Origin of the sequence: Serratia sp. BNK-17, from assembly GCF_048684935.1 — a bacterium.
Classification (GTDB): domain Bacteria; phylum Pseudomonadota; class Gammaproteobacteria; order Enterobacterales; family Enterobacteriaceae; genus Serratia; species Serratia nematodiphila.
The window spans coordinates 1,587,118-1,610,769 of the sequence record NZ_JBLQTR010000001.1; the positions used below are offsets into that span (position 1 = coordinate 1,587,118).

The following is a 23,652-nucleotide window of genomic DNA, read 5'->3' on the forward strand; positions in this document are numbered from 1 at the left end:
TCTACCTTCTTAATGTCGAAGGGTGCAGCACGCTGCACCCTTTAAAATGATTCTGTTATCCGGCTTTTTTGCCGCCGAGCAGGTCCAGCACTTCCTGGACACTGGTGGTATTCGCCAGCCGCTCGATCACGCTCTCGTCATCCAGCGCGTTGGTCAGGCTGGTGATCACCTGGATATGTTCGTTGTTGCGCGCGGCAATGCCGATCACCAGGCGCGCCACTTCGTCCTCTTCATCGCCGAAGCGCACGCCCTGCGGGTATTGGCAGAACACCACGCCGGTACGCAGCACCCGGTCTTTAGCCTCGATGGTGCCGTGCGGCACGGCGATCGACTCACCCAGGTAGGTGGAGGTGAGCTTTTCGCGTTCCAGCATCGCCGGCACGTATTCCGGCTCAACGTAGCCGCCCTTCACCAGCTGCTCGCCGGCGAAGCGGATCGCCTGCTCTTTGTCGCTGGCCTGCAGGTTGAGGAACACGTTGCTCTCGCTTAGCTTGAACAGCCCCGGTTCGCCGGCCTCTGCAGCCGCGTGCGCGCCGCTCTGCGGGGCCGCTGCGGCAGCGGTGTTCACCGCCAGCAAACGCTCAACCAGATCGCCATACAGCTTGCTGTCGAGGAAGTTGGTCAGCGAAATGTGCTGAGCCTGCGGCGCGTGGCGCATCGCGCGCTCGGTCAGATCGCGGTGCGTGATAACCAGGTCCACATCGTCCGGCAGGCTGTTGATGGCGCTGTTGGTCACCGAGATGTTCTTCAGCCCGGCGTCGGCCACTTTCTTGCGCAGCACCCCGGCTCCCATGGCGCTGGAGCCCATGCCCGCATCGCAGGCGACGATGATTTTGCGCACGGTGCTCAGATCGCCATCGACCGCCGCCGGCGCGGCCGCGCCGCCCTTGGACTGCGATTTCATCTCTTGCACGCGGCGGGTCGCGGCCTCCAGATCGTCATCCTCTTTCACCTTGGAGGTTTTCAACAGGAAAGCGGACACCACGAAGGAGACGGCAAAGGCTGCGCACACCGCCGCAATGTTGGCGAAGTAGGCGCCTTTCGGGGTCATCGCCAGCACCGCCAAAATCGACCCCGGGGAAGCCGGAGAAACCAGGCCACCGTTCAGCATCGTCAAAGTGAAGACGCCGGTCATGCCGCCCAGGATCACCGCCAGCAGCAGACGTGGATTCATAAGCACGTAGGGGAAGTAGATTTCGTGAATACCGCCCAGGAAGTGAATGATCGCCGCACCGCCGGCGGATTGCTTGGCGCTGCCGCGGCCGAAGAACATGTAGGCCATCAGCACGCCCATGCCCGGGCCTGGGTTGGCTTCGATCAGGAAGAACACCGATTTGCCGGCTTCCGTCGCCTGTTGGATGCCCAGCGGCGAGAAGATGCCGTGGTTGATGGCGTTGTTCAGGAACAGGATTTTCGCCGGTTCAACGAAGATGGACGCCAATGGCAGCAGGTTGTTCGTCACCATCACGTGCACGCCCGCCGCCAGCAGCTTGGAAAGCACCTCCACCAGCGGCCCGATGCCCAGGAAGGCCAGGATCGCCAACAGCATGCCGATGATGCCGGCGGAGAAGTTGTTCACCAGCATTTCAAAGCCGCTTTTGATCTTGCCGTCCACCCAGCGGTCGAAGTGCTTGATGGCCCAGCCGCCCAGCGGACCGGCGATCATCGCGCCGAGGAACATCGGCATGTCGGCACCGACGATGACGCCCATGGTGGTGATGGCGCCGACCACGCCGCCGCGATCGCCGCCCACCAGCCGCCCGCCGGTATAACCGATCAGCAGCGGCAGCAGGTAGGTGATCATCGGGCCGACCAGCTTGGCTAAGGTCTCATTCGGCAGCCAGCCGGTTGGAATGAATAGCGCGGTGATAATCCCCCAGGCGATAAAGGCGCCGATGTTGGGCATCACCATGTTGCTCAGGAAGCGGCCAAAGTTTTGCACTTTAACCTTGATGTCTGGTGAAAACATAAAACACACCCCTATTGTTACGCGCTGACAATAGAGCGCGTGATTATTGTTGTGACGATCCAGCCGTGTTGCCGCTGTATGCGAAACGGACTCTATCACGCTGTTTTTGTCATGCGAACTTCACGAATTTTTTGTGATACAAATCACACGCAACACCCCAACAACCCCTCACTTATGGTGATAAAGATCACATTTATGACGTGTAAAAAAAGCACAGTGAGAAAAAAACCGCCCAAAAACCGACAATAAAGTGATTCATGTCACATTTTTAACTTGGTGGTTTGTTTTTAAATTGTGACAAATATCACAATTTATTTTTAGCTGCAGCGCCCGAACGCGACGCTCTGTTTGATCTTCCCTGTGAGCACTCATCCCGCCGGGAACTAGCGAAGTGATGAGTGAAAGAAAACTACATTGCCGAATGAATGGATTAATTGAAGTGTAGTACAGAAGCCTGCGTAATAAACCAGCAAGTTATTGGAAACGCTGAGGGGAAATAAAACAGGCCGGCAATGCCGGCCTGTAGATCGTAGTAGGCGCGTTATTGCGTCACGCTTTGAATGGCTTTCTGCGCATTCACCAGGTTCTGCTGTTTGGCCACCAGATTCGACATCATGGTGTTGTACTGCGCCACCTGCTGCGCGGTGCGGAACTGCACGCCGTTGTTGTTGAAGCTGACCTGATTGCCCTGGCTCTGCAGGAAATCGCCAACCTGCACCAGATCCTGCACAAAGCTGGCGGTGGTCGGGATTGCCGGCATCAGGGCGTTGGCCGGCGCGGTGACGATCTTGTCATAGGCCTGATTGTACACCGCCTTCAGATCGTCGGGCTGCTTCAGCGCCGCGCGGGCGGTATCCGCCTGCGATTTGGCGGACTGGATCTGCTGGCCCAGCAGATTCAATGCTCCGACCGATTGCTGCAGCGCGTCGCGTTTGTTCAGGTAGTCCTGCGCGGTGCGGATCTGGTTAATCTGGTCCAGCGCCGGCGTCAGGCTGGCGCCGACCGATTTGGACAACTGCTGGGAAAAACCGACCAAAATCGCGTAATCGCCGGCATAGTTGCCGAACTTCTGTTTCTGGTCTTCGCTCAGCGTGGGGATGTTCGCCCCGCTGCGCATCACGGTATTCTGTAAGTAATCGATAAATGCTTTGCGCTGTTCCGGCTCTTTATCGCCGCAGGCGGTCAATTGCATGACCACCAACAATGCCAATACCGGTGCCAACCAACGCGCGAAAAATCTGCTCTGGATCCCTACCGCCATGTGACATAACTCCTGTTATAAACCTGCTTTTTCATTGGACTCCGCCCCTTTTTCCGCACTCCGTGCGCCTATAAGAATAGATCAACTGGCGGCGTTCCGATACGCGATTCCGTTTGCGGTGAACATTGTCTCGGCCGGAGGCGGTTGAACATCGTGCGCAAAACGCACTGAGGTTCATTGCCGTCGGCGACCGGACGCTTCAATTTCCCCAAGTCGCCCCCCAAGTCGCCCCCCAAGTCGCCCCCCAAGTCGCCCCCCAAGTCGCCAGGCGACCTTGCCTTCGCACCCAGGAAACGGAAATAAAAAAGGCGCCCGCAGGCGCCTTTTCACAGCACAGAGCCGTTTACTGCAGTACGGAGATATCCGCCACCTGCAGGAACAGTTCACGCAGTTTGCTCAGCAGCGTCAGACGATTCACGCGCACTTCCGCATCGTCCGCCATTACCATCACGTTGTCGAAGAACGCATCCACCGGTTCACGCAGCGCAGCCAGTTCCACCAGCGCTTCCTGGTAATTGCCCGCCGCGAAGTACGGCTGCAGCTTGTCGCGCAGCACCACCAGGTGGGTCGCCAACTGGATCTCCGCCGCGTCCTTCAGCACCGAGGCGCGCACGCTGTCGTTCAGCGTTTCGGTAGATTTGGCCAGGATGTTGGAGACGCGTTTGTTGGCCGCAGCCAACGCCGCCGCTTCGTCCAGCGTGCGGAAGTGGGATACCGCCTTGACGCGCGCGTCAAAGTCGGCCGGCTTGGTCGGACGGCGCGCCAGCACCGCCTGAATGGTATCGACCGCGTGGCCTTCTTCCTGATACCAGGCGCGGAAGCGGCCCAGCATGAATTCCACCACCTCATCGACCACTTTGGCGTTGGTCAGCTTGCTGCCGTACAGGCGCACGGCCTCTTCGGTCAGGGTCTGCAGATCCAGCGGCAGGTTTTTCTCGACGATGATGCGCAGCACGCCCAGCGCGGCGCGGCGCAGCGCGAACGGGTCTTTATCGCCTTTCGGATGCTGCCCGATGCCGAAAATGCCGGCCAGGGTGTCCATCTTGTCGGCGATCGCCAGGGAACAGGCCACCAGCGACTGCGGCAGCGCATCGCCAGCGTAGCGCGGCTGATACTGCTCGTTCAGCGCAACGGCGACGTCTTCCGCCTCACCGTCGTGGCGCGCGTAGTGCATGCCCATCACGCCCTGGGTGTCGGTAAATTCGAACACCATGTTGGTCATCAGGTCGCACTTCGACAGCAGGCCCGCGCGGGTGGCGTGGTTGACGTCGGCGCCGATCTGGCCGGCAACCCAGCCCGCCAGCGCCTGAATGCGATCGGTCTTGTCGCGCAGGGTGCCCAGCTGCTGTTGGAACAGCACGGTTTCCAGGCGCGGCAGGTTGTCTTCCAGACGTTTCTTGCGATCGGTGTTGAAGAAGAACTCGGCGTCAGCCAGGCGCGGACGCACCACTTTCTCGTTACCGGAAATGATCTGCTGCGGATCTTTCGACTCGATATTGGCCACAAAGATAAAGTTCGGCAGCAGTTTGCCCGCGGCGTCATACACCGGGAAATACTTCTGATCGCCCTTCATGGTGTACACCAGCGCTTCCGCCGGCACCGCCAGGAATTTCTCTTCGAATTTGGCGGTCAGCACCACCGGCCATTCCACCAGCGAGGCCACTTCTTCCAGCAGGCTGTCGCTCAGATCGGCTTTGCCGCCAATCTTCTGCGCCGCCAGTTCGGCGTCGCGTTTGATGAGGGCTTTACGCGCTTCGTAGTCGGCGACCACTTTGCCGCGCTCCAGCAGGATCTGCGGGTATTGGTCGGCGTTATCGAGGGTGAACTCGGCTTCGCCCATGAAGCGGTGGCCACGCACGGTGCGCGCAGATTCGATACCCAGCACGGTGCCCGGGATCAGATCGGCGCCCAGCAGCATCGTAACGGTGTGCACCGGACGCACGAACTGCACGTCGGAGTCACCCCAACGCATCAGTTTCGGGATCGGCAGTTTAGCCAGCGCGGTGCTGACCATGCCGGCCAGCAGTTGTTGCGCCGACTGGCCTTTGACGTGGGCGCGGTACATCAACCACTCGCCCTTGTCAGTCACCAGGCGTTCAGCCTGATCGACGGTGATGCCGCAGCCGCGCGCCCAGCCTTCGGCCGCTTTGCTCGGTTTGCCTTCGGCGTCGAACGCCTGGGCGATCGCCGGGCCGCGTTTTTCAATTTCGCGATCGGCCTGCGCCGCGCTCAGGTTGGCCACTTTCAGCGCCAGGCGGCGCGGTGCGGCGAACCAGCTCACTTCACCGTGTTCCAGGCCGGCGTTGTCCAGCTCGGCGGTGAAGTTGGCGGCGAAAGATTCCGCCAGGGAACGAAGAGCCTTCGGCGGCAGCTCTTCCGTGCCGATTTCCACCAGGAAAGTCTGTTGAGTCATGGCTGCCTCTTAGTTCTCGTTCTTCTTGTTGCACATCGGGAAGCCCAGCGCTTCGCGGGAAGCGTAGTAGGCTTCGGCAACGGCTTTGGTCAGCGTGCGGATGCGCAGAATGTAGCGTTGGCGCTCGGTGACCGAAATCGCCTTGCGCGCGTCCAGCAGGTTGAAGGTATGACCCGCCTTCAGGATGCGTTCGTAGGCCGGCAGCGGCAGCGGTTTTTCCAGCGCCAGCAGCGATTGAGCTTCTTTCTCGTACTGCTCGAAGCAGGAGAACAGGAAGTCGACGTCGGCGTATTCGAAGTTGTAGGTGGACTGCTCCACTTCATTCTGATGGAACACGTCGCCGTAGGTGGTGACGCCCAGCGGGCCGTTGCTCCACACCAGATCGTACACGCTGTCCACGCCCTGGATGTACATCGCCAGACGCTCCAGACCGTAGGTGATCTCGCCGGTCACCGGCTTGCACTCCAGGCCGCCGACCTGCTGGAAGTAAGTGAACTGCGTCACTTCCATGCCGTTCAGCCACACTTCCCAACCCAGGCCCCAGGCGCCGAGCGTCGGGTTTTCCCAGTTGTCTTCCACGAAGCGAATGTCGTGGATGGTCGGATCCAGACCCAGCTCTTTCAACGAGCCCAGGTAGAGTTCCTGAATGTTGTCCGGCGATGGCTTAATCACCACCTGGAACTGGTAGTAGTGCTGCAGACGGTTCGGGTTTTCGCCGTAGCGGCCGTCGGTCGGGCGGCGAGATGGCTGCACATAGGCGGCGGCCATCGGCTCCGGCCCCAGTGCGCGCAGGCACGTCATCGGGTGTGAGGTTCCCGCGCCGACTTCCATGTCCAATGGTTGAACGATGGTGCAGCCCTGGCGCGCCCAATAATCCTGCAGTGTCAGGATCAGGCCCTGGAAGGTCTTGGTATCAAACTTTTGCATGTTGAATTCGCACGCGATACAAGTGGATTTAGATGGAATGAGCCAGTATACCCGTTGACCGTAAGATATACAGCCAGAATCCGGCAACAAGTGCGAATCGGGGCGAGAAACGCTGGATTTTCGCGCGCGACGCGCGCAGGACAGGGCGCCGGTTAGCCGGCTAATTTCACCGGCGACGAACGGGGCGAAAATACGGCCCGCCAAAAACATTAGAATAACTTAACAAAAAACGAGACTAATCGTTGCTTAAATCGTCACTTATTCGCCCTCAGCTCCTGTTCTCACCAACCCTATTTACGCAGATTGAAATGCACACATGCTTATATTTGCCACAGGGCAAAGTTACGCCAATGTTATTTTTGTTAATTTTATCAACTAAAAAACTCGCCTCACCGGCAGATAATGTGACTAACCGCCAAATTATTTCTTATATCGTGAAAAATAAGGAGAGATCACGCGATGGGCCGCTGCAGTGACTCGAGGAGAAACAAGTGGATATGTAATACGCCAACAATGAGCCACATAAACCCATTGACAGTTAATCTTTGGTTATACAATAATAAATAAAATTTTCCCTGGTGTTGGCCAAGTGGCTACCTGATCCTTTCATAGGATCAGTTTTTTTTTGTCTTTCCGCCAACCTCATTGCGGCCCGCATAATTCCCCCCAGGCCGCCTTCCGCATAAATCCCTTATCAGACCTTATGGCTTATCCTGCGCCCTTGAGCGCGCCGATGGCCAATTCAAAAACGCGCGCTGACGCCAACGTTATACATAAACTGCTCGCCACTGCTCAGCCCGCCGGTTTGCGAGACGGTGGCGAAGGCCGATACCCTGTCCGTCAACGGCATGTTGGCCCCGAGCGTGACATCTACCCAATTTTTGTCCTGGCCCGCACTGTCGCGGGTGAACGAGGTTTGCGTCGATTTCAGGCCGCCGCCGGCGCGGTAAACGTCGTCGCCGAACTGGTGCTGATAACTCACTTCCGCATAAGGGTTAAACACGCCGAATTGCGTATCCAGCCGCCAACCCAACGCACCGATCTGCGAGTGGTAGGTTTGATCGTTGAAGCGCATGGCGGTGCTGTCATCGCCGTCTTCGCTGTAACCGGAAACGCGGCTGTAATCCCAGGCGAACTGCGCCACCGGCCCGGTGGTCAGGTAAGAGGCGATCGGGAAGTCATAGCCGGCGGTCACGCGCGCCCCCCACTGCCTGCCGGTGGTCGAACCGGTTTCGGTGCGCGTCAGCGGCCCCAGCCGCATGCTGCGGCGGATGTCGTTATAATCCATCGTCGCATAGTGCAGATCGGCGTTGACCCAACCGTGCTCGAATATCGCCAGTGAACTGAAAGCCGAGAGCAGCAGCCCGCGCGCCTTGTAATCAAAGCGGCTGGAAGGATGCTGATCGTCGTTGGAACCGGCGATCAACGCGCCGATCAACCAGCTGTCGGTCAGCTGATAGTCCACGCCGACGGTCAGGTTGTGGGTGGTGGCGTTGCCGTCCCCCGCGGCCCGGTTATCGGCATAGTCGTAGTGCTGGCCGGCGTAACCGCCGAACACGCCCAGCGAACCCTGCGGGTTGTCGCCGTTGCGCAGCTGCTGGAAGCGGCTGTCGAGCGTGACGCGGCTGTCGCGCGCCATCGCCGCCGTCGCCTGATTCAGCGCCACCACCTGCGCCGGGCCATCCAATACCGCCTGGATATAATCCGCAATCAGCAGGTGCGCCTGTGGGCTGGGGTGGAAATGGTCGGAGAACAGATAGGACTGGCCGGCGTCGAAGCCGGGCATGTCGGAACGGCAAACCGCCGAGGAAACGCCCGGCGGGCAAGCCATGCCGGCGGTGTTGGCGAAGCCGAACTGCGCCGGATTGGCGATCGCTTCGGCGAACAGCTTGTTGACGTCCACCCGCACGATATTGCCGCTCCCCTGCGCCAGCAAACGGTCTTCGCTTTGATTATAGAAATCGGTCAGCTGAGCGGCCTGCGCGCTCAGGCCGTCATACGCCGCGATAAGCTGCGCGGCGATCGCCTGCTGCACCTGAGGAATGGCGCTGCCCTGCTTCGCCGCAGCGGCCAACGCTGCGTGGATCGCCTGCGTGCGTGAAGCGTTGTCCGGCGTCGCCACCGAATTAAGCGTGGCATAGGCCGCCTGGATCGCCGCCCCCTGCACCGGTGACAGCGCCTGTTGAATGATCAATTCCATCAGCTGCGGCGTGGAGCCGATGTTCGGCACCGTCGGCACGATCACCGTGCCGGCGCCGGCGTTCAGCAGCGAATGCACCTGCGCGGCCGCCGCGGCGGCGCTGTTATAGGCCACGCCGGGCGCGGTAGCGGCATTCAGCGCCGCCGCCGCCAGATCGTTGCCGCCGATCCAATGAATATACAAACCGTCGCCGTCGGCCTGGCCATTGACCCGGTTCAGGTAACGCTGCACCTGCTCCTGGGTGTTGTCGGCCGGGTTCAGGCCCGGCACCGCCACGGCGCCGCCGGCGGCGTAGTTCTCACCGCCGTTGTCCGAAGCCACCAGCGCCGCGCCGATGCGCTGCGCCAACGCTTCGTCGTACAGCAGGTGCTGGCTGCCGTCATAGGTGAACCGGCCGTTGTTGCCGGTATCGCTCAGGCTGTCGCCAAAGACGTAGAGTTGATCGTACGCCTGAGCCGGAAGGGTCATACAGCAAAGTAACGCCACTGCAAGCGCCGCCGGGCGGGGCATGCACGTTATTTTTAGAGGCATGAATCGACTCCTGAGAGCCTGCAAATGAAGGCCATGTCGTTTTTATCGTTGGTCAGTTTTCCACCGGCCATGTAGTAACTATTGTCGGCTTTTTCGTCACGTCAAGCGGACTGATGACAAAACAATCAGAGACTTGCCAAGTTCGGCGCTTCGAGCGATGATTACTGTTCATAAACACAGCATAAGGACATTCAGGATGGCAGACGAACGTTGCGGTTGGGTGACGGCCGATCCGTTGTATCTCGAGTATCACGACAAGGAATGGGGCGCGCCCACCACCGACGCGCGCGAGCTGTTTGAAATGTTGTGCCTCGAGGGGCAGCAAGCCGGCCTTTCCTGGATCACCGTCCTGAAAAAGCGCGAGAACTACCGCCGCGCTTTCCACGGTTTCGATCCGCAGCGTGTCGCCGCCATGACCGAACAAGACGTGGAAAACCTGCTGCAGGACAGCGGCATCATCCGCCATCGCGGCAAGATAGAAGCCATCATCACCAACGCCAAGGCCTATCTGGCGATGGAGGCGGCCGGGGAGAATTTCGTTACCTTCATTTGGGACTTCGTCGGCGGCCGGCCGCAGCTCAACCGCTGGCAAGCGCTGAACCAGGTGCCGGCCAAAACCGAGCAGTCCGACGCCATGTCCAAGGCGCTGAAAAAGCGCGGCTTCAAGTTTATCGGCTCCACCATCTGTTACGCCTTCATGCAGGCCAGCGGGCTGGTGAACGATCATCTCACGGGGTGCATGTGTTACCCAAAGCCACGGTGATCCGCCCCTGTGGCCCGGAGGATATCGAACGGCTGATGGCGCTGTGGCTGCCCAGCACCATCGCCGCCCATCCGTTCGTCGCGGAAAAATACTGGCGTGAGAGCGCCGCGCTGGTGCGGGAAAACTACCTGCCGCGCGCGCAAAGCTGGGCCTGCTGGCACGAAGGCGAGATCGTCGGCTTTATCAGCGTGCTGGACGAGCAGTTCATCGGCGCGCTGTTTGTCGATCGGGCGTTTCACGGCCGCGGCGTCGCCCAGGCGCTGATGACGCACGTGCAACAGCGCTACCGCCGACTCAGTCTGGAGGTGTACCAACAGAACCTGCGCGCCTGCGCGTTCTACCACAAGCACGGCTTTCAGATAACGCAGCGCCTGTTCAATGATGAAACCCAGGCCTATACGCTGATCATGAACTGGCCGGCAGTCGAAAACTCAACCGGTTACGCTTAAAAAAGGCGCATCCGCACCCCGGATGCGCACAATTAGGAATCCGCTGCATGGCGCCGCCCGGCGTTTTGCCGCATAACTCCCCCAGCACTTACCCGTGCTCATCATTTGTCACGTTTTTCTCCGGAACTGCCGGCGAAAGCGCGCGTCATAGGTAGCGCGGCGATGCGGGCTCCCTGCGTCACCCACTTTTTTGCGTCCCCGTTTTGGGCCGGCGCGTACAGATTCTGATGCCATTAAGGACAAGAACATGAAAAAACGCATTGCAATTATTGCCGGCGCCGTGAGCCTTACGCTCGCGCTGTCGGCCTGTACCACCAACCCTTACACCGGTGAATCCGAAGCCGGCAAATCCGGCATCGGCGCAGGCCTCGGCGCCGCACTGGGCGCCGGCGTCGGCGTGCTGTCCTCCTCCAAGAAAGATCGCGGCAAAGGCGCGCTGATCGGCGCGGCGGCCGGTGCGGCGCTCGGCGGCGGCGCGGGTTATTACATGGATGTGCAGGAAGCCAAACTGCGCGACAAGATGAAAGGCACCGGCGTCAGCGTCACCCGCCAGGGCGACAACATCGTGCTGAACATGCCGAACAACGTGACCTTCGACAGCAGCAGCGCCACGCTGAAACCGGCGGGCGCCAACACCCTGACCGGCGTCGCCATGGTGCTGAAAGAGTATCCGAAAACCGCGGTCAACGTGGTCGGCTACACCGACAGCACCGGTTCCCGTTCGCTCAACATGAACCTGTCGCAACAGCGCGCCGACGGCGTAGCCAGCGCGCTGATCACTCAGGGCGTGGCGGCGAACCGTATCCGCACCACCGGCGCCGGCCCGGACAACCCGATCGCCTCCAACAGCACCGCGGAAGGCAAGGCGCAAAACCGCCGCGTCGAGATCACGCTCAGCCCGCTGCAGTAATCCCGTGCGGGGCGCCACCTGCGCCCCGCCGCCTCCCTGCGATTTTCTCCTTACCCTTCAACATTCCCGCCCGCACATCGGGTATGGTAGTCTCCTTGGCAATTAACCGCGGGAGGGATCGGCTGTGAGCACTGTCAAGGCAACGCGCGCATCGGGACGCGCCACCATCAGCGATGTGGCCAGCATCGCCAAAACCGGCAAGACCAGCGTGTCGCGCTATCTGAATGGTGAACAACACCTGCTTTCCGACGATCTCAAACAGCGCATTGAACAGGCGATCCAGCAGCTCGACTACCGGCCAAGCCAGATGGCGCGCAGCCTGAAGGGCGGCCAGACCCGCCTGATCGGCCTGATCCTCGCCGATATCACCAATCCCTACTCGGTGGACGTGATGCGCGGCATCGAGGCCGCCTGCCGCCAGCACGGCTTTACCCTGCTGGTGTGTAATACCAACAACGAAGTCAATCAGGAACAGCACTACCTGCAGTTGCTCAGCAGTTACCGGGTGGAAGGTATCGTGGTCAACGCGGTCGGCATGCGCGAGGAAGCGTTATCCACGCTGCAACAGTCGATGCTGCCGATGGTGCTGATCGACCGCAAAATCCCCGATTTCGCCTGCGACGTGGTGGGCCTGAACAACCGCGAAGCCGCCACCGTCGCCACCGAACACCTGCTGCAACAAGGTTTCGAAGCGATCCTGTTCCTCAGCGAGCCGCTCGGTACGGTCAATACCCGCCTCGAACGCCTGCACGCTTTCAGGCATACCATGGCGCAGCACCCCGCGCTGTTGGCGGAGCAGGCCGAAACACCGCTCAACGATCGGCAGAAGCTGGAGCAGGTGCTGAGCGATTTCAGCGGCCGCCACCGCGGCATGCGCAAGGCGGTGATCTCCGCCAACGGCGCCCTGACACTGCAGGTGGCGCGCGCCATGCGTCGGCTCGGCATCCAGTGGGGCAACGACATCGGCCTGCTGGGCTTTGACGAACTGGAGTGGGCGGAACTGGCGGGCGTCGGCATCACCACGCTGAAACAGCCCACCTACCAAATGGGGCACGCTGCGCTGGAACGGCTGGTGCAGCGCATTCAGGGCCTGGCCGCCCCCAGCGGCGAGCAGATGTTCTCCGGCGAGCTGATCGTCCGCGGCTCCACCACCCGCTAACCCGCCTTTTCCGGGGCGTTAACCGCCCCGCCCTCACCGGCTGTTTTTTGCTCAGCTTCGTGATTGCGATCATATTTTTACACTCTGCCGCTTTTCGCTGGAACCGGTTCCATTTAACGTACCGGTAACAGCAGCGGCGGCGACAATGCCGCCTCAGGAGTCAAAATGAAAACAGAAATCATCGTGGTCACCGGCGCCTACGGCACCGATACCGTCAAACAACACGGCGGCCAGCGCGCGCTGTTGCCCCTCATCGCCGGCGCTGGCGCCGACGGGGTGGAGATCCGCCGCGAACTGTTCGCCGCCGGCGAGCTGGACAGCCTGCCGGTGCTGGCGCAAGAGATCGATCGCCAGCAGCTGTTCGCCGTCTACTCCGCCCCTGAGGCGCTGTTCACCCCGCAACATACGCTGAACCCCAACCTGCCGGCGCTGCTGGCGGAAGCGCAGGCGCTGAACGCGCGCCAGCTGAAGCTGTCCCTCGGTCATTTCCGCCCCGGCTTCGATTTTACCGAGCTGAAAGTGGCGCTGGAGCAACACCCGGTCAAGCTGGTGGTCGAGAACGACCAAACGCCGGACTGCGGCATTTTGTCGATGCTGAACGCCTTTTTCCACGCCGCGGAAGATAGCCATCTGCCGGTCAGCATGACCTTCGATATGGCCAACTGGCTGTGGGTGGGGCAAGACGCCTTCGCCGCCGCCGAGCGCCTGGCCCGCCACGTCGGTTACGTGCACGTCAAAGCCGCCACCCAAGGCCCGCGCGGCTGGCGCGCCGTCGCGCTGGACGATACCGACGGCAGCTGGCGCGATCTGCTGGCCTGCCTGCCGCACGATGCGCCGCGCGGTATCGAATTCCCGTTGCAGGGCGATGACCTGGAGGCCGTCACCCGTCATTACGTCAATATTTTGCGTGCGGAGTAACCCCATGATGACAACGTTAACGGCAACGACGGCGCAGCAGACGCCCCTGGATGTGGTCACGCTGGGCGAAGCCATGGCGATGTTCGTGGCGGCGCAAACCGGCGACCTGGCGGAGGTGGAAACCTTCACCAAACGCATCGCCGGCGCCGAACTGAACGTGGCGATCGGCCTGGCGCGTCTGGGCATGAACGTCGGCTGGGTCAGCCGCGTCGGCAATGACTCGTTCGGCCGCTTCGCCCTGCAGCAGCTGAAAAAAGAAGGCATCAACTACCGGCAGGTGACGGTCGATGGCCACTATCCGACCGGTTTTCAGGTGAAATCCAAAACCACCGATGGTACCGATCCCAGCGTGGAATATTTCCGCAAGGGCTCGGCGGCCAGCCACCTGTCGATTGCCGATTTTAACCGCGAGTATTTCGGTTCCGCGCGTCACCTGCACCTGAGCGGCGTGGCGGCGGCGCTGTCCGGCGAATCGCTGGCGCTGTGCCACCATGCGGCGCGCGAGATGCGCGCCATGGGCAAAACCATTTCGTTCGACCCCAATCTGCGCCCGGTGCTGTGGCCCAGCCGCGAGGTGATGATCGAGCAGCTGAACCAGCTGGCGTTCGCCGCCGACTGGGTGCTGCCGGGGCTGAAAGAAGGGCAGATCCTCACCGGCCAATCGACGCCGGAAGGCATCGCCGATTTCTATCTGGAACGCGGCGTGCAGGCGGTGATCATCAAAACCGGCCCGGACGGCGCCTGGTTTAAAACCGCCGCCGGCGATAAAGCGGCGGTGGCCGCAGTCAAGGTCGACAACGTGGTGGATACCGTGGGGGCGGGTGATGGCTTTGCCGTCGGCACCCTCAGCGCCCTGCTGGAAGGCAAAACGCTGGTACAGGCGGTGCAGCGCGGCAACAAAATCGGTTCGCTGGCGATCCAGGCCATCGGCGACAGCGAAGGCCTGCCGACCCGCGCGGCGCTGGCCGAATAACAATAAAAAAACGACTTCTCCGCATGACGTCAGCCTCTGGCCCTACAACCGGGACGCGTCGGGAGAGCATCTGCCCCTTCTTCTGGCATGCCGGGCGAAGGGGATGCAACACCACTGAAGGATACTGAACATGAACAAAGCGACTGTCGCGGCCAAACGCTGGTGGTACATCATGCCCATCGTGTTTATCACCTACAGCCTGGCCTATCTCGATCGAGCCAACTTCAGCTTCGCCTCCGCCGCCGGCATCAATGAGGATCTCGGCATCACCAAGGGCATGGCCTCGCTGCTGGGCGCGCTGTTTTTCCTCGGTTATTTCTTCTTCCAAATTCCCGGCGCCATCTACGCCGAACGCCGCAGCGTCAAAAAATTGATCTTCTGGTGCCTGATCCTGTGGGGCGGTTGCGCCTCGCTGACCGGCGTGGTGAGCAATATCCCGATGTTGGCCGCCATCCGCTTTATCCTCGGCGTGGTGGAAGCGGCGGTGATGCCGGCGATGCTGATCTACATCAGCAACTGGTTCACCAAATCGGAGCGGTCACGCGCCAATACCTTCCTGATCCTCGGCAACCCGGTGACGGTGCTGTGGATGTCGGTGGTGTCCGGTTACCTGATCCACGCCTTCGGCTGGCGCGAAATGTTCATCATCGAGGGCATTCCGGCGGTTATCTGGGCGTTCTGCTGGTGGGTGCTGGCGAAAGACAAACCGGCGCAGGCCGGCTGGTTGAGCGCCAATGAGAAACAGGCGCTGCAACAGCAGTTGGACGAAGAACAGAAAGGCATCAAGGCCGTGCGCAACTACGGCGAAGCCTTCCGCTCACGCAACGTGATCCTGCTGTGCGTGCAGTACTTCGCCTGGAGCATCGGCGTGTACGGCTTCGTGCTGTGGCTGCCTTCCATCCTGCGCAGCGGCATGCAGATGGGCATGGTGGAAGCCGGCTGGCTGTCGGCGGTGCCTTACCTGGCGGCAACCATCGCCATGATCGTCGTCTCCTGGGCGTCGGACAAAATGCAAAACCGCAAGCTGTTCGTCTGGCCGCTGCTGCTGATCGGCGCGCTGGCGTTCTTCGGCTCTTACGCCGTCGGCACCAACCACTTCTGGATCTCCTACGGCCTGCTGGTGGTCGCCGGCGCCGCGATGTACGCCCCTTATGGGCCGTTCTTCGCCATCATTCCGGAAATGCTGCCGAAAAACGTCGCCGGGGGCGCCATGGCGCTGATCAACAGCATGGGCGCGCTGGGTTCGTTCTTCGGTTCGTGGTTCGTCGGCTATCTGAATGGCGCCACCGGCAGCCCGGCGGCCTCTTACATGTTTATGGCCATCGCACTGGTGGTGGCGGTGGTGCTGACGCTGATCGTCAAGCCCGCCCGCAACGAGATCCAGCCACAATTGGCTTGATCCGGTTATACTTTTTCTCTGTTAACCCAACCGGGGGGGCGCCATGCCCCCTTTGGCCCAGCTGGAGTTCGTGATGAAGCCTTCTATCGTATTGTACAAAAGCCTGCCCGCCGATCTGCGTGAACGTCTGGAACAGCACTTCACCGTGCACGCCTTCAACGGCCTGCAGCCGGAGAACCGCGACGAACTGCGCCAGGCGCTGCAGCAGGCCGAAGGGATCATCGGTTCCGGCGGTAAAATTGACGAAGCTTTCCTGCAGCAGGCGCCCAAACTGCGCGCGGCCTCGACCGTTTCCGTCGGCTACGACAACTTCGACGTCGAGGCGCTCAACGCCCATAACGTGCTGCTGATGCATACCCCGACGGTGCTGACCGAAACCGTCGCCGACACCATCATGAGCCTGGTGCTGGCGACCGCGCGCCGGGTGGTGGAAGTGGCGGAGCGGGTGAAGGCCGGCGAATGGCGCGGCAGCATCGGGCCGGACTGGTTCGGCGTCGACGTGCACCACAAAACCATCGGCATCCTCGGCATGGGGCGCATCGGCCTGGCGCTGGCGCAGCGCGCGCACTTCGGCTTCGGCATGCCGGTGCTGTACAACGCCCGCCGCACGCACGAAGAGGCGGAGCAACGCTTCAACGCCCGTCGCTGCGATCTGGATACCCTGCTGGCCGAATCGGATTTCGTTTGCATCACGTTGCCGCTGACCGAACAAACTTTCCATCTGATCGGCCGCGATCAGCTGGCGAAAATGAAGAAAAGCGGCATTCTGATCAACGCCGGCCGCGGGCCGGTGGTGGATGAGCAGGCGCTGATCGAAGCGCTGCAAAACGGCGTGATCCACGCCGCCGGGTTGGACGTGTTCGAGAAAGAGCCGCTGCCGGCCAATTCGCCGCTGCTCAGCATGCCGAACGTGGTGGCGTTGCCGCACATCGGCTCCGCCACCCATGAAACCCGCTACGGCATGGCCGCCTGCGCGGTGGATAACTTGATCGCCGCGTTGACCGGCACGGTGAAAGAAAACTGCGTCAATCCGCAGCTGTTGCGGAAATAACTCAGCGCGGCCGGTGGTCTGCGGATAACCGGCCGTGTTGCTCTTCCTGCTGCGGCGCGAACAGCGCCTGCAGCTGATGTTCTTCGGCGAAGCGCTGCAATTCGGCATCCTGAATTGCCCGAACGATCTCTTCTCGCCAGTTTTTGTCCGTCATCGCTAACCTCCTTTGATGTTCATCGTTTAATCTGCCGCAGCGCGCGCGCAAAGCCAAGCCGAATCAATCCGAAAACGCTCCGCCCTTCTCCTCCTCCCCGAAAAACCCTCGCAGGGAGGAGGCCATTTTTCCGCCGTTTGCCACACTGGCGCTACCCAGCGGAAAAAACGCTTCCTGCCACGCGTAAGGAGAGCCATGAAACTGTTACCCCTGCCCTTGATGATACTGCTGTCGCCTTCGGCGCTGGCCGGCTGGACGTTGCCGGGTTTCCCGGCCTTCGACGAAACTGCCGCCGGGCTGTTCGCCAGCCAGGCCGCGCTGCCCAAAGGCCAACTGCCGCTGCGGCTGTATCAGGATAACCGCTGCTGGCAGCCGGCCGAGGCGGTGAAGCTTAACCAAACGCTGTCGCTGCAGCCCTGCGGCGCCCATCCGCCGGTCAGCTGGCGGCAGTTCCGCGCCGGCGATTATCAGGTGCGCATCGACACCCGCAGCGGCACGCCGACGCTGCAGCTCAGCCTGAGCAGCGCGCCGGAAAGCGCCGCCGTTGCCGTGCGCAGCTGCCCGCGCTGGGACGGCAAGCCGGTCACGGTCGACGTCGCCTCCACCTTCGCCGAAGGCGAAACGCTGCGCGATTTCTATTCCGGCCAAACGGCGCAGGTGAGCCAGGGGAAAATCACGCTGCAGCCCGCCGCCGCCAGCGGCGGCCTGTTGCTGCTGGAATCCGCCGCCACGGCGAAACCGGCGGCGTTCAGTTGGCATAACGCCACGGTCTACTTCGTGCTGACCGATCGCTTTGAGAACGGCAATCCGGCCAACGATCACAGCTACGGGCGCCGCAGCGACGGCCTGCAGGAAATAGGCACCTTTCACGGCGGCGATCTGGCCGGCCTGACGCAAAAGCTGGATTATCTGCAGCAGCTCGGCGTCAACGCCTTGTGGATCAGCTCACCGCTGGAGCAGATCCACGGCTGGGTCGGCGGCGGCACCCAAGGCGATTTCCCGCATTACGCCTATCACGGCTATTACGCGCTGGACTGGACGCGCCTCGACGCCAACATGGGCACCGAACAGGAGCTGCGCACGCTGGTCGAGCAGGCCCATCAGCGCGGCATTCGCATTCTGTTCGACGTGGTGGTGAACCATGTCGGCTACGCCACGCTGGCGGATATGCAAACGTTCCACTTCGGCTCGCTGTATCTGCAGGGTGCAGAGGTGGAGAAAACCCTGGGGAAAAGCTGGAACGACTGGCGCCCCGGGCCAGGGCAAAACTGGCACAGCTTCAACGATTACATCAATTTCAGCGACAAGGCGGGCTGGCGCCCATGGTGGGGGAAAAACTGGATCCGCACCGACATCGGCGACTATGACGCGCCGGGCTATGACGACCTGACGATGTCGCTGGCCTTCCTGCCGGACATCAAAACCGAAGCGCCCGGCGCCAGCGGCCTGCCGCTGTTCTATCGCCACAAACCCGACACCGCCGCTCGCGACATGCCCGGCGCCACCACCCGCGATTACCTGACCGTCTGGCTCAGCCAGTGGGTGCGCGATTACGGCATCGACGGTTTTCGCGTCGACACCGCCAAGCACGTGGAAAAACCGACGCTGGCGCTGTTGAAGCGGCGCGCCACGGCGGCATTGGCGGCGTGGAAAGCGGAGCATCCGCAGCAGGCGCTGGATGACGCGCCGTTTTGGATGACCGGCGAGGCCTGGGGCCACGGGGTGATGAAAAGCGACTATTACCAAAACGGCTTCGACGCGATGATCAACTTCGATTTCCAGGACCAGGCGTCGCAGGCGCTGGGCTGCTTTGCCGACATCGATGCCACCTACCGGCAGATGGCCGAGCGGCTGCAGGATTTCAACGTGTTGAGCTACCTCTCTTCACATGACACCCGGCTGTTCTTCGCCAGCGACGCCAAAGGCTCGCAGGTGCGCCAACAGCGGGCGGCGAACCTGCTGTTGCTGGCGCCGGGGGCGGTGCAGATTTACTACGGCGATGAAAGCGGCCGCCCGCTCGGCCCAACCGGTACCGATCCGCTGCAAGGCACCCGCTCCGACATGAACTGGCCTGAGTTGCAGGGGGAAAAAGCCTCGCTGCTGGCCCACTGGCAACGGTTGGGGCAGTTCCGCGCTCGCCACCCGGCGATCGGTGGCGGCGTGCAAATCCCGCAGCCGCACGCCGCCTACTATGCCTTCAGCCGTCGACTCGGCGACGATAAGGTGATGGTGGTATGGGCCGGCGAACGGTCACAATAATCCAGCGTAATATGCTGACAATCGGCTAATGAGCGAAGCTTTTGCCCATTGGTCGATTTTTCGGCCGCATTGCAGAGGAATTTGTCTGGCGGTATGGTGGGGGATTACCTGCTAAAAAACAGTACTGCTGCACCTATGACTTTCTCACTTTTCGGCGAAAAATTTACCCGTTATGCGGGCATTACCCGTTTGATGGACGACCTGAACGAAGGCCTGCGCACCCCCGGTGCCATCATGCTCGGCGGCGGCAACCCGGCGCAGATCCCAGAGATGGAAGCCTACTTCAAACAGCTGTGCCAGGAGATGCTCGACCAGGGCAAACTGACCGAAGCGTTGTGCAACTATGACGGCCCGCAAGGCAAGGACGCGCTGCTGAAAGCGCTGGCCAATTTGCTGCGCGACGAGCTCGGCTGGGAGATTTCGCCACAGAATATTGCACTGACGAACGGCAGCCAAAGCGCATTTTTCTACTTGTTCAACCTGTTCGCCGGCCGCTACGCCGACGGTTCGCGCCGCCGCGTGCTGTTCCCATTGGCGCCGGAATATATCGGCTATGCCGATGCCGGGCTGGACGAAGGGCTGTTCGTCTCCGCCAAACCGAACATCGAGCTGTTGCCGGACGGCCAGTTCAAATATCACGTTGATTTCGAACACCTCACCATCGGCGACGACATCGGCATGATCTGCGTTTCACGGCCGACCAACCCAACCGGCAACGTGATCACCGACGAAGAGCTGATGAAGCTCGACCTGCTGGCGCAGCAGCGCGATATTCCGCTGGTGATCGACAACGCCTACGGCGTGCCGTTCCCCGGCATTATCTTCAGCGACGCCACGCCGCTGTGGAACCCGAACACCATCCTGTGCATGAGCCTGTCCAAACTCGGCCTGCCGGGCTCGCGCTGCGGCATCGTGATCGCCGACGAGAAGGTGATCACCGCGCTGACCAACATGAACGGCATCATCAGCCTGTCGCCGGGCAGCATGGGGCCGGCGATGGCGACGGAAATGATCGCGCGCGGCGATCTGCTGCGCCTGTCGAACGAGGTGATTCGCCCGTTTTACAAACAGCGCGTCGAACACACCATCGAGATTATCCGCCGCTACCTGTCGCCGGAGCGCTGCCTGATCCACAAACCGGAAGGGGCCATCTTCCTCTGGCTGTGGTTCAAGGATCTGCCGATCACCACCGAGGTGCTGTATCAGCGCCTGAAAAAGCGCGGCGTGCTGATGGTGCCGGGCCACTACTTCTTCCCGGGGCTGGAGCACGACTGGCCGCACACCCACCAGTGCATGCGCATGAACTACGTGCCCGACCCGGAGAAAATCGAGCGCGGCGTGGCGATCCTGGCAGAAGAGATCGAGCGTGCGCATCAGGAAGCGAACTAAGCGCAATCCATTGGGGCGCCACCACGGCGCCCTGATGGATTACAGCGTCCAGAACAGCACCGCCAGCAGCTGCGGCGACATGATGCGCAGGAACATCGCCAGCGGATAAACGGTGGCGTAAGACAGCGCCGCGGCACCGCTGGTGGGATGCAGACCGTTGGCGAACGCCAGCGCCGGCGGATCGGTCATCGATCCCGCCAGCATGCCGGACAGCGTCAGGTAGTTCATCTTGCCCACCGTGCGCGCCAGAATACCGACGCTCAGCAGCGGAATCGCGGTGATCAAGGCGCCGTACCCGACCCACGTCAGCCCCTCGCCGTGCAGCAACGTATCGATGAAGTTACCGCCCGATTTCAAACCAACCACCGCCAGAAACAGCACGATGCCCAGTTCGCGCAGCGCCAGGTTGGCGCTCGGCGGCATAAACCAGTACAGCTTGCCGATGCTGCCGATGCGCCCCAGGATCAGCGCCGCCACCAGCGGCCCGCCGGCCAGCCCCAGCCGCAATGCCGCCGGGAAGCCGGGCACGAACAGCGGAATGGAACCGAGCAATACCCCGAGGCCGATACCGATAAAGACCGGCAGCATCTGCACCTGCTGCAGTTTTTGTTGGGCGTTGCCGACAATCGCCGTCACCGCGTCGATGGCCTCCGGCCGGCCGACCAGGTTGAGAATGTCGCCAAACTGCAGCGTCACGTTGCTGCCGGCCACCAGCTCCACGCCGGCGCGGTTGAGGCGTGAAATCACCACGTCATACTTTTGCTTCAGATTCAGATCGCGGATTTTCTTGCCCAGCACCTGCTCGTTGGTCACCACCGCCCTCACCACCTGCAGCGCAGTGCCGCGCGTCGACAGCGAGGCATCCACCTCTTCGCCGATCACCAACCGGGCGTTCTCCAGATCTTCGCGTTTGCCCACCAGGTGCAGGTAGTCGCCAAGCTCCAGCCGCTCGTGCGGCGCCGGCACCATCAACAGCTCCCCGCGCTTGAGGCGCGAACAGACGATCGCTTCACCGTTGAGCAGCGGTACGCTTTTGATCGCCATGCCCTGCAGATTGGGGTTGCGCACCGCCACGTTGATGGCGTGCAGCAACTCGCGCTGATTGCCCAGACTGCTTTCAAACGCCTGAGCCTCACGCTCGATGTTGATGCGGAAAATCAGCCGGATCAGCCACATCACCAGCAGGATGCCGCATATGCCGAACGGATAGGCCATGGCGTAACCCATCCCCATGCCGTCCACCAGCGCCGGATCGGAACCGAGATCGGTCAGGATTTGTTGACCGGCGCCCAGCGCCGGGGTGTTGGTGACCGCACCGGAGAACACGCCGAGGATGATCGGCAGCGGCACGTCGAACAGCTTGTGTACCGCCGCCGCCACGATGCCGCCGGTCAGCACCAGCAGCACCGCGAAGGCGTTGAGCCGCAGACCGGAGACGCGCAGCGAAGAGAAGAAACCGGGGCCGACCTGGATGCCGATGGTGTAGACGAACAGGATCAGGCCAAACTCCTGGATAAAGTGCAGCATGTCCCCATTCAGGCTGATTTGCCCGCTCTGGGCAAAGTGGCCGACCAGGATACCGCCGAACAGCACGCCACCAATGCCCAACCCGACGCCATACAGCTTCCAGTTCCCCATCCACAGCCCAATGACGGCCGCCAACGCCAACATGCTGACGGTCAGGGCGATATCGCTCATAGGTCACATCCTTGCCAAAGTTGAACATGGGATTTGCGGCCAAAGACACACAATTAACAAGGATTATGGCATCGGGCAGACGGGGGGACTGTGGCGTGCGCCACATAACGCAACGGGGGAGATCCGTTTGGATCTCCCCCGCATGATGATGACCGTTTTCAGCCGGTTATTTCGCTTCCAGCTCCGGCGTCGCGCCGATGGCAATGCGCTGAGGCTGCAAGGCTTCCGGCACCTGACGCACCAGATCGATGTGCAACAGGCCATTTTCAAATTTGGCCTCGGACACCTGCAGGTGTTCCGCCAGGGTGAAGGTCAACTGGAACTCTTTGCACACCAGCCCCTGATGCAGGTACTCGACCTGTTTTTCCGGCGGCGTGGGTTTACCGCTGACGGTCAGCCGCGGCCCTTCCACTTCAATATTCAGTTCGCTCTGCCGGAAACCGGCCAGCGCCAGAGAAATGCGGTAGTGATTGTCGTCACTTTTCTCGATGTTATACGGCGGGAACCCCTGGGGTTCCTGGCCGCCCATTGAACTGGCCAATTTATCAAAACCAATCCACTGACGCAGAAGCGGGGATAAATCGTAATTACGCATAGGAACAACTCCTTTCATTAAGCGAGATGTGTTTATTCAGCCCCCTGACGGCAGGCTAATCATGACTTCATATTTACCGGCAGCGTACCTGCCGGCGAAACGGAAATTTATTTAATTTCGATGCGGCGCGGTTTTAATGTTTCCGGCACGATGCGTTGCATGTCGATATACAACAGGCCATTCTCCAGTTTGGCGCCTTTAATTTGAATATGTTCGGCCAGCTGGAATTTACGCTCGAAATTACGCTCGGCGATGCCCTGGTATAAATAGGTTTTTTCTGCCGGTTCATTGTTGTGCGCCCCGCGCACGATCAGCAGATTGTCCTGCGTGGTGATCTCCAGCTCCTGCTCGGCAAACCCGGCTACCGCGATGGCGATCCGATAATGATTTTCATCCACCAGCTCGACATTATAAGGGGGATAACCGCCGTTGCCCTGACTCTGGCCAGCCTCCAGCGCGTTGAACAGGCGATCGAAACCAATGGCGGAACGGTATAGCGGGGAAAGATCAAAATTACGCATAAAACAGCCTCCTAAGGCACTTCAGCGAGGTTGAAATAAATCGCCTTCCACTCTGGACAGGCTAATTAAGCCAGAATTCCCTTACGGCGAATTCTCAATTCGGCTCTGATGAT

19 protein-coding genes are annotated in these 23,652 nt (G+C 61.0%); 10 read left to right on the forward strand and 9 right to left on the reverse strand.

From position 1 onward, the window contains the following. Window positions 1–55 precede the first annotated feature (55 nt). From ACMGF7_RS07635 to ACMGF7_RS07655, 5 genes are all read right to left on the reverse strand, one after another. Window positions 56–1,969, reverse strand: coding sequence for a PTS mannitol transporter subunit IICBA (locus ACMGF7_RS07635; RefSeq protein WP_044030181.1), 1,914 nt, complete (start codon window positions 1,967–1,969; stop codon window positions 56–58). 541 nt (window positions 1,970–2,510) lie between these two features. Continuing rightward, on the reverse strand, window positions 2,511–3,230 hold the full coding sequence (locus tag ACMGF7_RS07640) for a DUF3053 domain-containing protein (RefSeq protein WP_049240371.1): 720 nt from the start codon (window positions 3,228–3,230) through the stop codon (window positions 2,511–2,513). 343 nt (window positions 3,231–3,573) lie between these two features. Next, window positions 3,574–5,643: a glycine--tRNA ligase subunit beta gene (glyS, locus tag ACMGF7_RS07645; protein WP_004933969.1), complete on the reverse strand. Its 2,070-nt coding sequence runs from the start codon at window positions 5,641–5,643 to the stop codon at window positions 3,574–3,576. Window positions 5,644–5,652: 9 nt separating this feature from the next. Further along, complete coding sequence (gene glyQ, locus ACMGF7_RS07650) at window positions 5,653–6,570, reverse strand: glycine--tRNA ligase subunit alpha (protein ID WP_004933966.1); 918 nt, start codon at window positions 6,568–6,570, stop codon at window positions 5,653–5,655. Between the two features lie 742 nt (window positions 6,571–7,312). Then, window positions 7,313–9,301 carry an autotransporter outer membrane beta-barrel domain-containing protein gene (locus tag ACMGF7_RS07655; RefSeq protein ID WP_420286412.1) on the reverse strand — a complete coding sequence of 663 codons (1,989 nt, stop codon included), beginning with the start codon at window positions 9,299–9,301 and terminating at the stop codon, window positions 7,313–7,315. 196 nt (window positions 9,302–9,497) lie between these two features. On the opposite strand from ACMGF7_RS07655, the gene ACMGF7_RS07660 reads away from it, so the two are divergent. The 8 genes from ACMGF7_RS07660 (at window position 9,498) to ghrB (ending at window position 16,923) form a co-directional block, all read left to right on the forward strand. Beyond that, window positions 9,498–10,064, forward strand: a complete 567-nt coding sequence (locus tag ACMGF7_RS07660; protein WP_004933960.1) for a DNA-3-methyladenine glycosylase I — start codon at window positions 9,498–9,500, stop codon at window positions 10,062–10,064. After that, the gene (locus ACMGF7_RS07665) at window positions 10,061–10,513 is read left to right on the forward strand and encodes an N-acetyltransferase (RefSeq protein ID WP_015376160.1); all 453 of its coding nucleotides are present in this window, start codon (window positions 10,061–10,063) and stop codon (window positions 10,511–10,513) included. The genes ACMGF7_RS07660 and ACMGF7_RS07665 overlap by 4 nt, the downstream gene beginning before the upstream one ends. 247 nt (window positions 10,514–10,760) lie before the next feature. Further along, a complete protein-coding gene (locus ACMGF7_RS07670) occupies window positions 10,761–11,423 on the forward strand; it encodes an OmpA family lipoprotein (protein ID WP_033631402.1) in 663 nt (220 codons plus the stop codon). Window positions 11,424–11,547: 124 nt separating this feature from the next. After that, complete coding sequence (locus ACMGF7_RS07675; RefSeq protein WP_004933951.1) at window positions 11,548–12,582, forward strand: LacI family DNA-binding transcriptional regulator; 1,035 nt, start codon at window positions 11,548–11,550, stop codon at window positions 12,580–12,582. A 165-nt stretch (window positions 12,583–12,747) separates the two neighbouring features. Then, complete coding sequence (locus ACMGF7_RS07680; protein ID WP_049240377.1) at window positions 12,748–13,500, forward strand: sugar phosphate isomerase/epimerase family protein; 753 nt, start codon at window positions 12,748–12,750, stop codon at window positions 13,498–13,500. A gap of 7 nt (window positions 13,501–13,507) precedes the next feature. Then, a complete protein-coding gene (locus ACMGF7_RS07685) occupies window positions 13,508–14,473 on the forward strand; it encodes a sugar kinase (protein ID WP_033645233.1) in 966 nt (321 codons plus the stop codon). 130 nt (window positions 14,474–14,603) lie between these two features. After that, window positions 14,604–15,872, forward strand: a complete 1,269-nt coding sequence (locus tag ACMGF7_RS07690; RefSeq protein WP_049187072.1) for an MFS transporter — start codon at window positions 14,604–14,606, stop codon at window positions 15,870–15,872. A gap of 73 nt (window positions 15,873–15,945) precedes the next feature. Then, window positions 15,946–16,923 (forward strand): glyoxylate/hydroxypyruvate reductase GhrB, encoded by a 978-nt coding sequence (ghrB, locus tag ACMGF7_RS07695; RefSeq protein ID WP_033631399.1) that lies wholly within the window; start codon window positions 15,946–15,948, stop codon window positions 16,921–16,923. A 1-nt stretch (window position 16,924) separates the two neighbouring features. Here ghrB and ACMGF7_RS07700 read toward each other — a convergent pair whose 3' ends face one another. Beyond that, window positions 16,925–17,077 (reverse strand): hypothetical protein, encoded by a 153-nt coding sequence (locus ACMGF7_RS07700; RefSeq protein ID WP_162837994.1) that lies wholly within the window; start codon window positions 17,075–17,077, stop codon window positions 16,925–16,927. A gap of 195 nt (window positions 17,078–17,272) precedes the next feature. Between ACMGF7_RS07700 and ACMGF7_RS07705 the strand changes: the two genes are divergently transcribed. Next, window positions 17,273–19,336, forward strand: a complete 2,064-nt coding sequence (locus ACMGF7_RS07705; RefSeq protein WP_197799079.1) for an alpha-amylase — start codon at window positions 17,273–17,275, stop codon at window positions 19,334–19,336. 135 nt (window positions 19,337–19,471) lie between these two features. Beyond that, window positions 19,472–20,725 carry a valine--pyruvate transaminase gene (locus tag ACMGF7_RS07710; protein ID WP_015376153.1) on the forward strand — a complete coding sequence of 418 codons (1,254 nt, stop codon included), beginning with the start codon at window positions 19,472–19,474 and terminating at the stop codon, window positions 20,723–20,725. Window positions 20,726–20,764: 39 nt separating this feature from the next. On the opposite strand, the gene ACMGF7_RS07715 is transcribed toward ACMGF7_RS07710, so the two are convergent. The 3 genes from ACMGF7_RS07715 to ibpA all read right to left on the reverse strand — a co-directional run bounded on the left by ACMGF7_RS07715 (window position 20,765) and on the right by ibpA (window position 23,539). After that, window positions 20,765–22,423, reverse strand: a complete 1,659-nt coding sequence (locus tag ACMGF7_RS07715; protein ID WP_015376152.1) for a putative transporter — start codon at window positions 22,421–22,423, stop codon at window positions 20,765–20,767. 166 nt (window positions 22,424–22,589) lie between these two features. Further along, window positions 22,590–23,018: a small heat shock chaperone IbpB gene (ibpB, locus tag ACMGF7_RS07720; RefSeq protein ID WP_004933922.1), complete on the reverse strand. Its 429-nt coding sequence runs from the start codon at window positions 23,016–23,018 to the stop codon at window positions 22,590–22,592. Between the two features lie 107 nt (window positions 23,019–23,125). Then, window positions 23,126–23,539 (reverse strand): small heat shock chaperone IbpA, encoded by a 414-nt coding sequence (gene ibpA, locus ACMGF7_RS07725; RefSeq protein ID WP_004933919.1) that lies wholly within the window; start codon window positions 23,537–23,539, stop codon window positions 23,126–23,128. Window positions 23,540–23,652 lie beyond the last annotated feature (113 nt).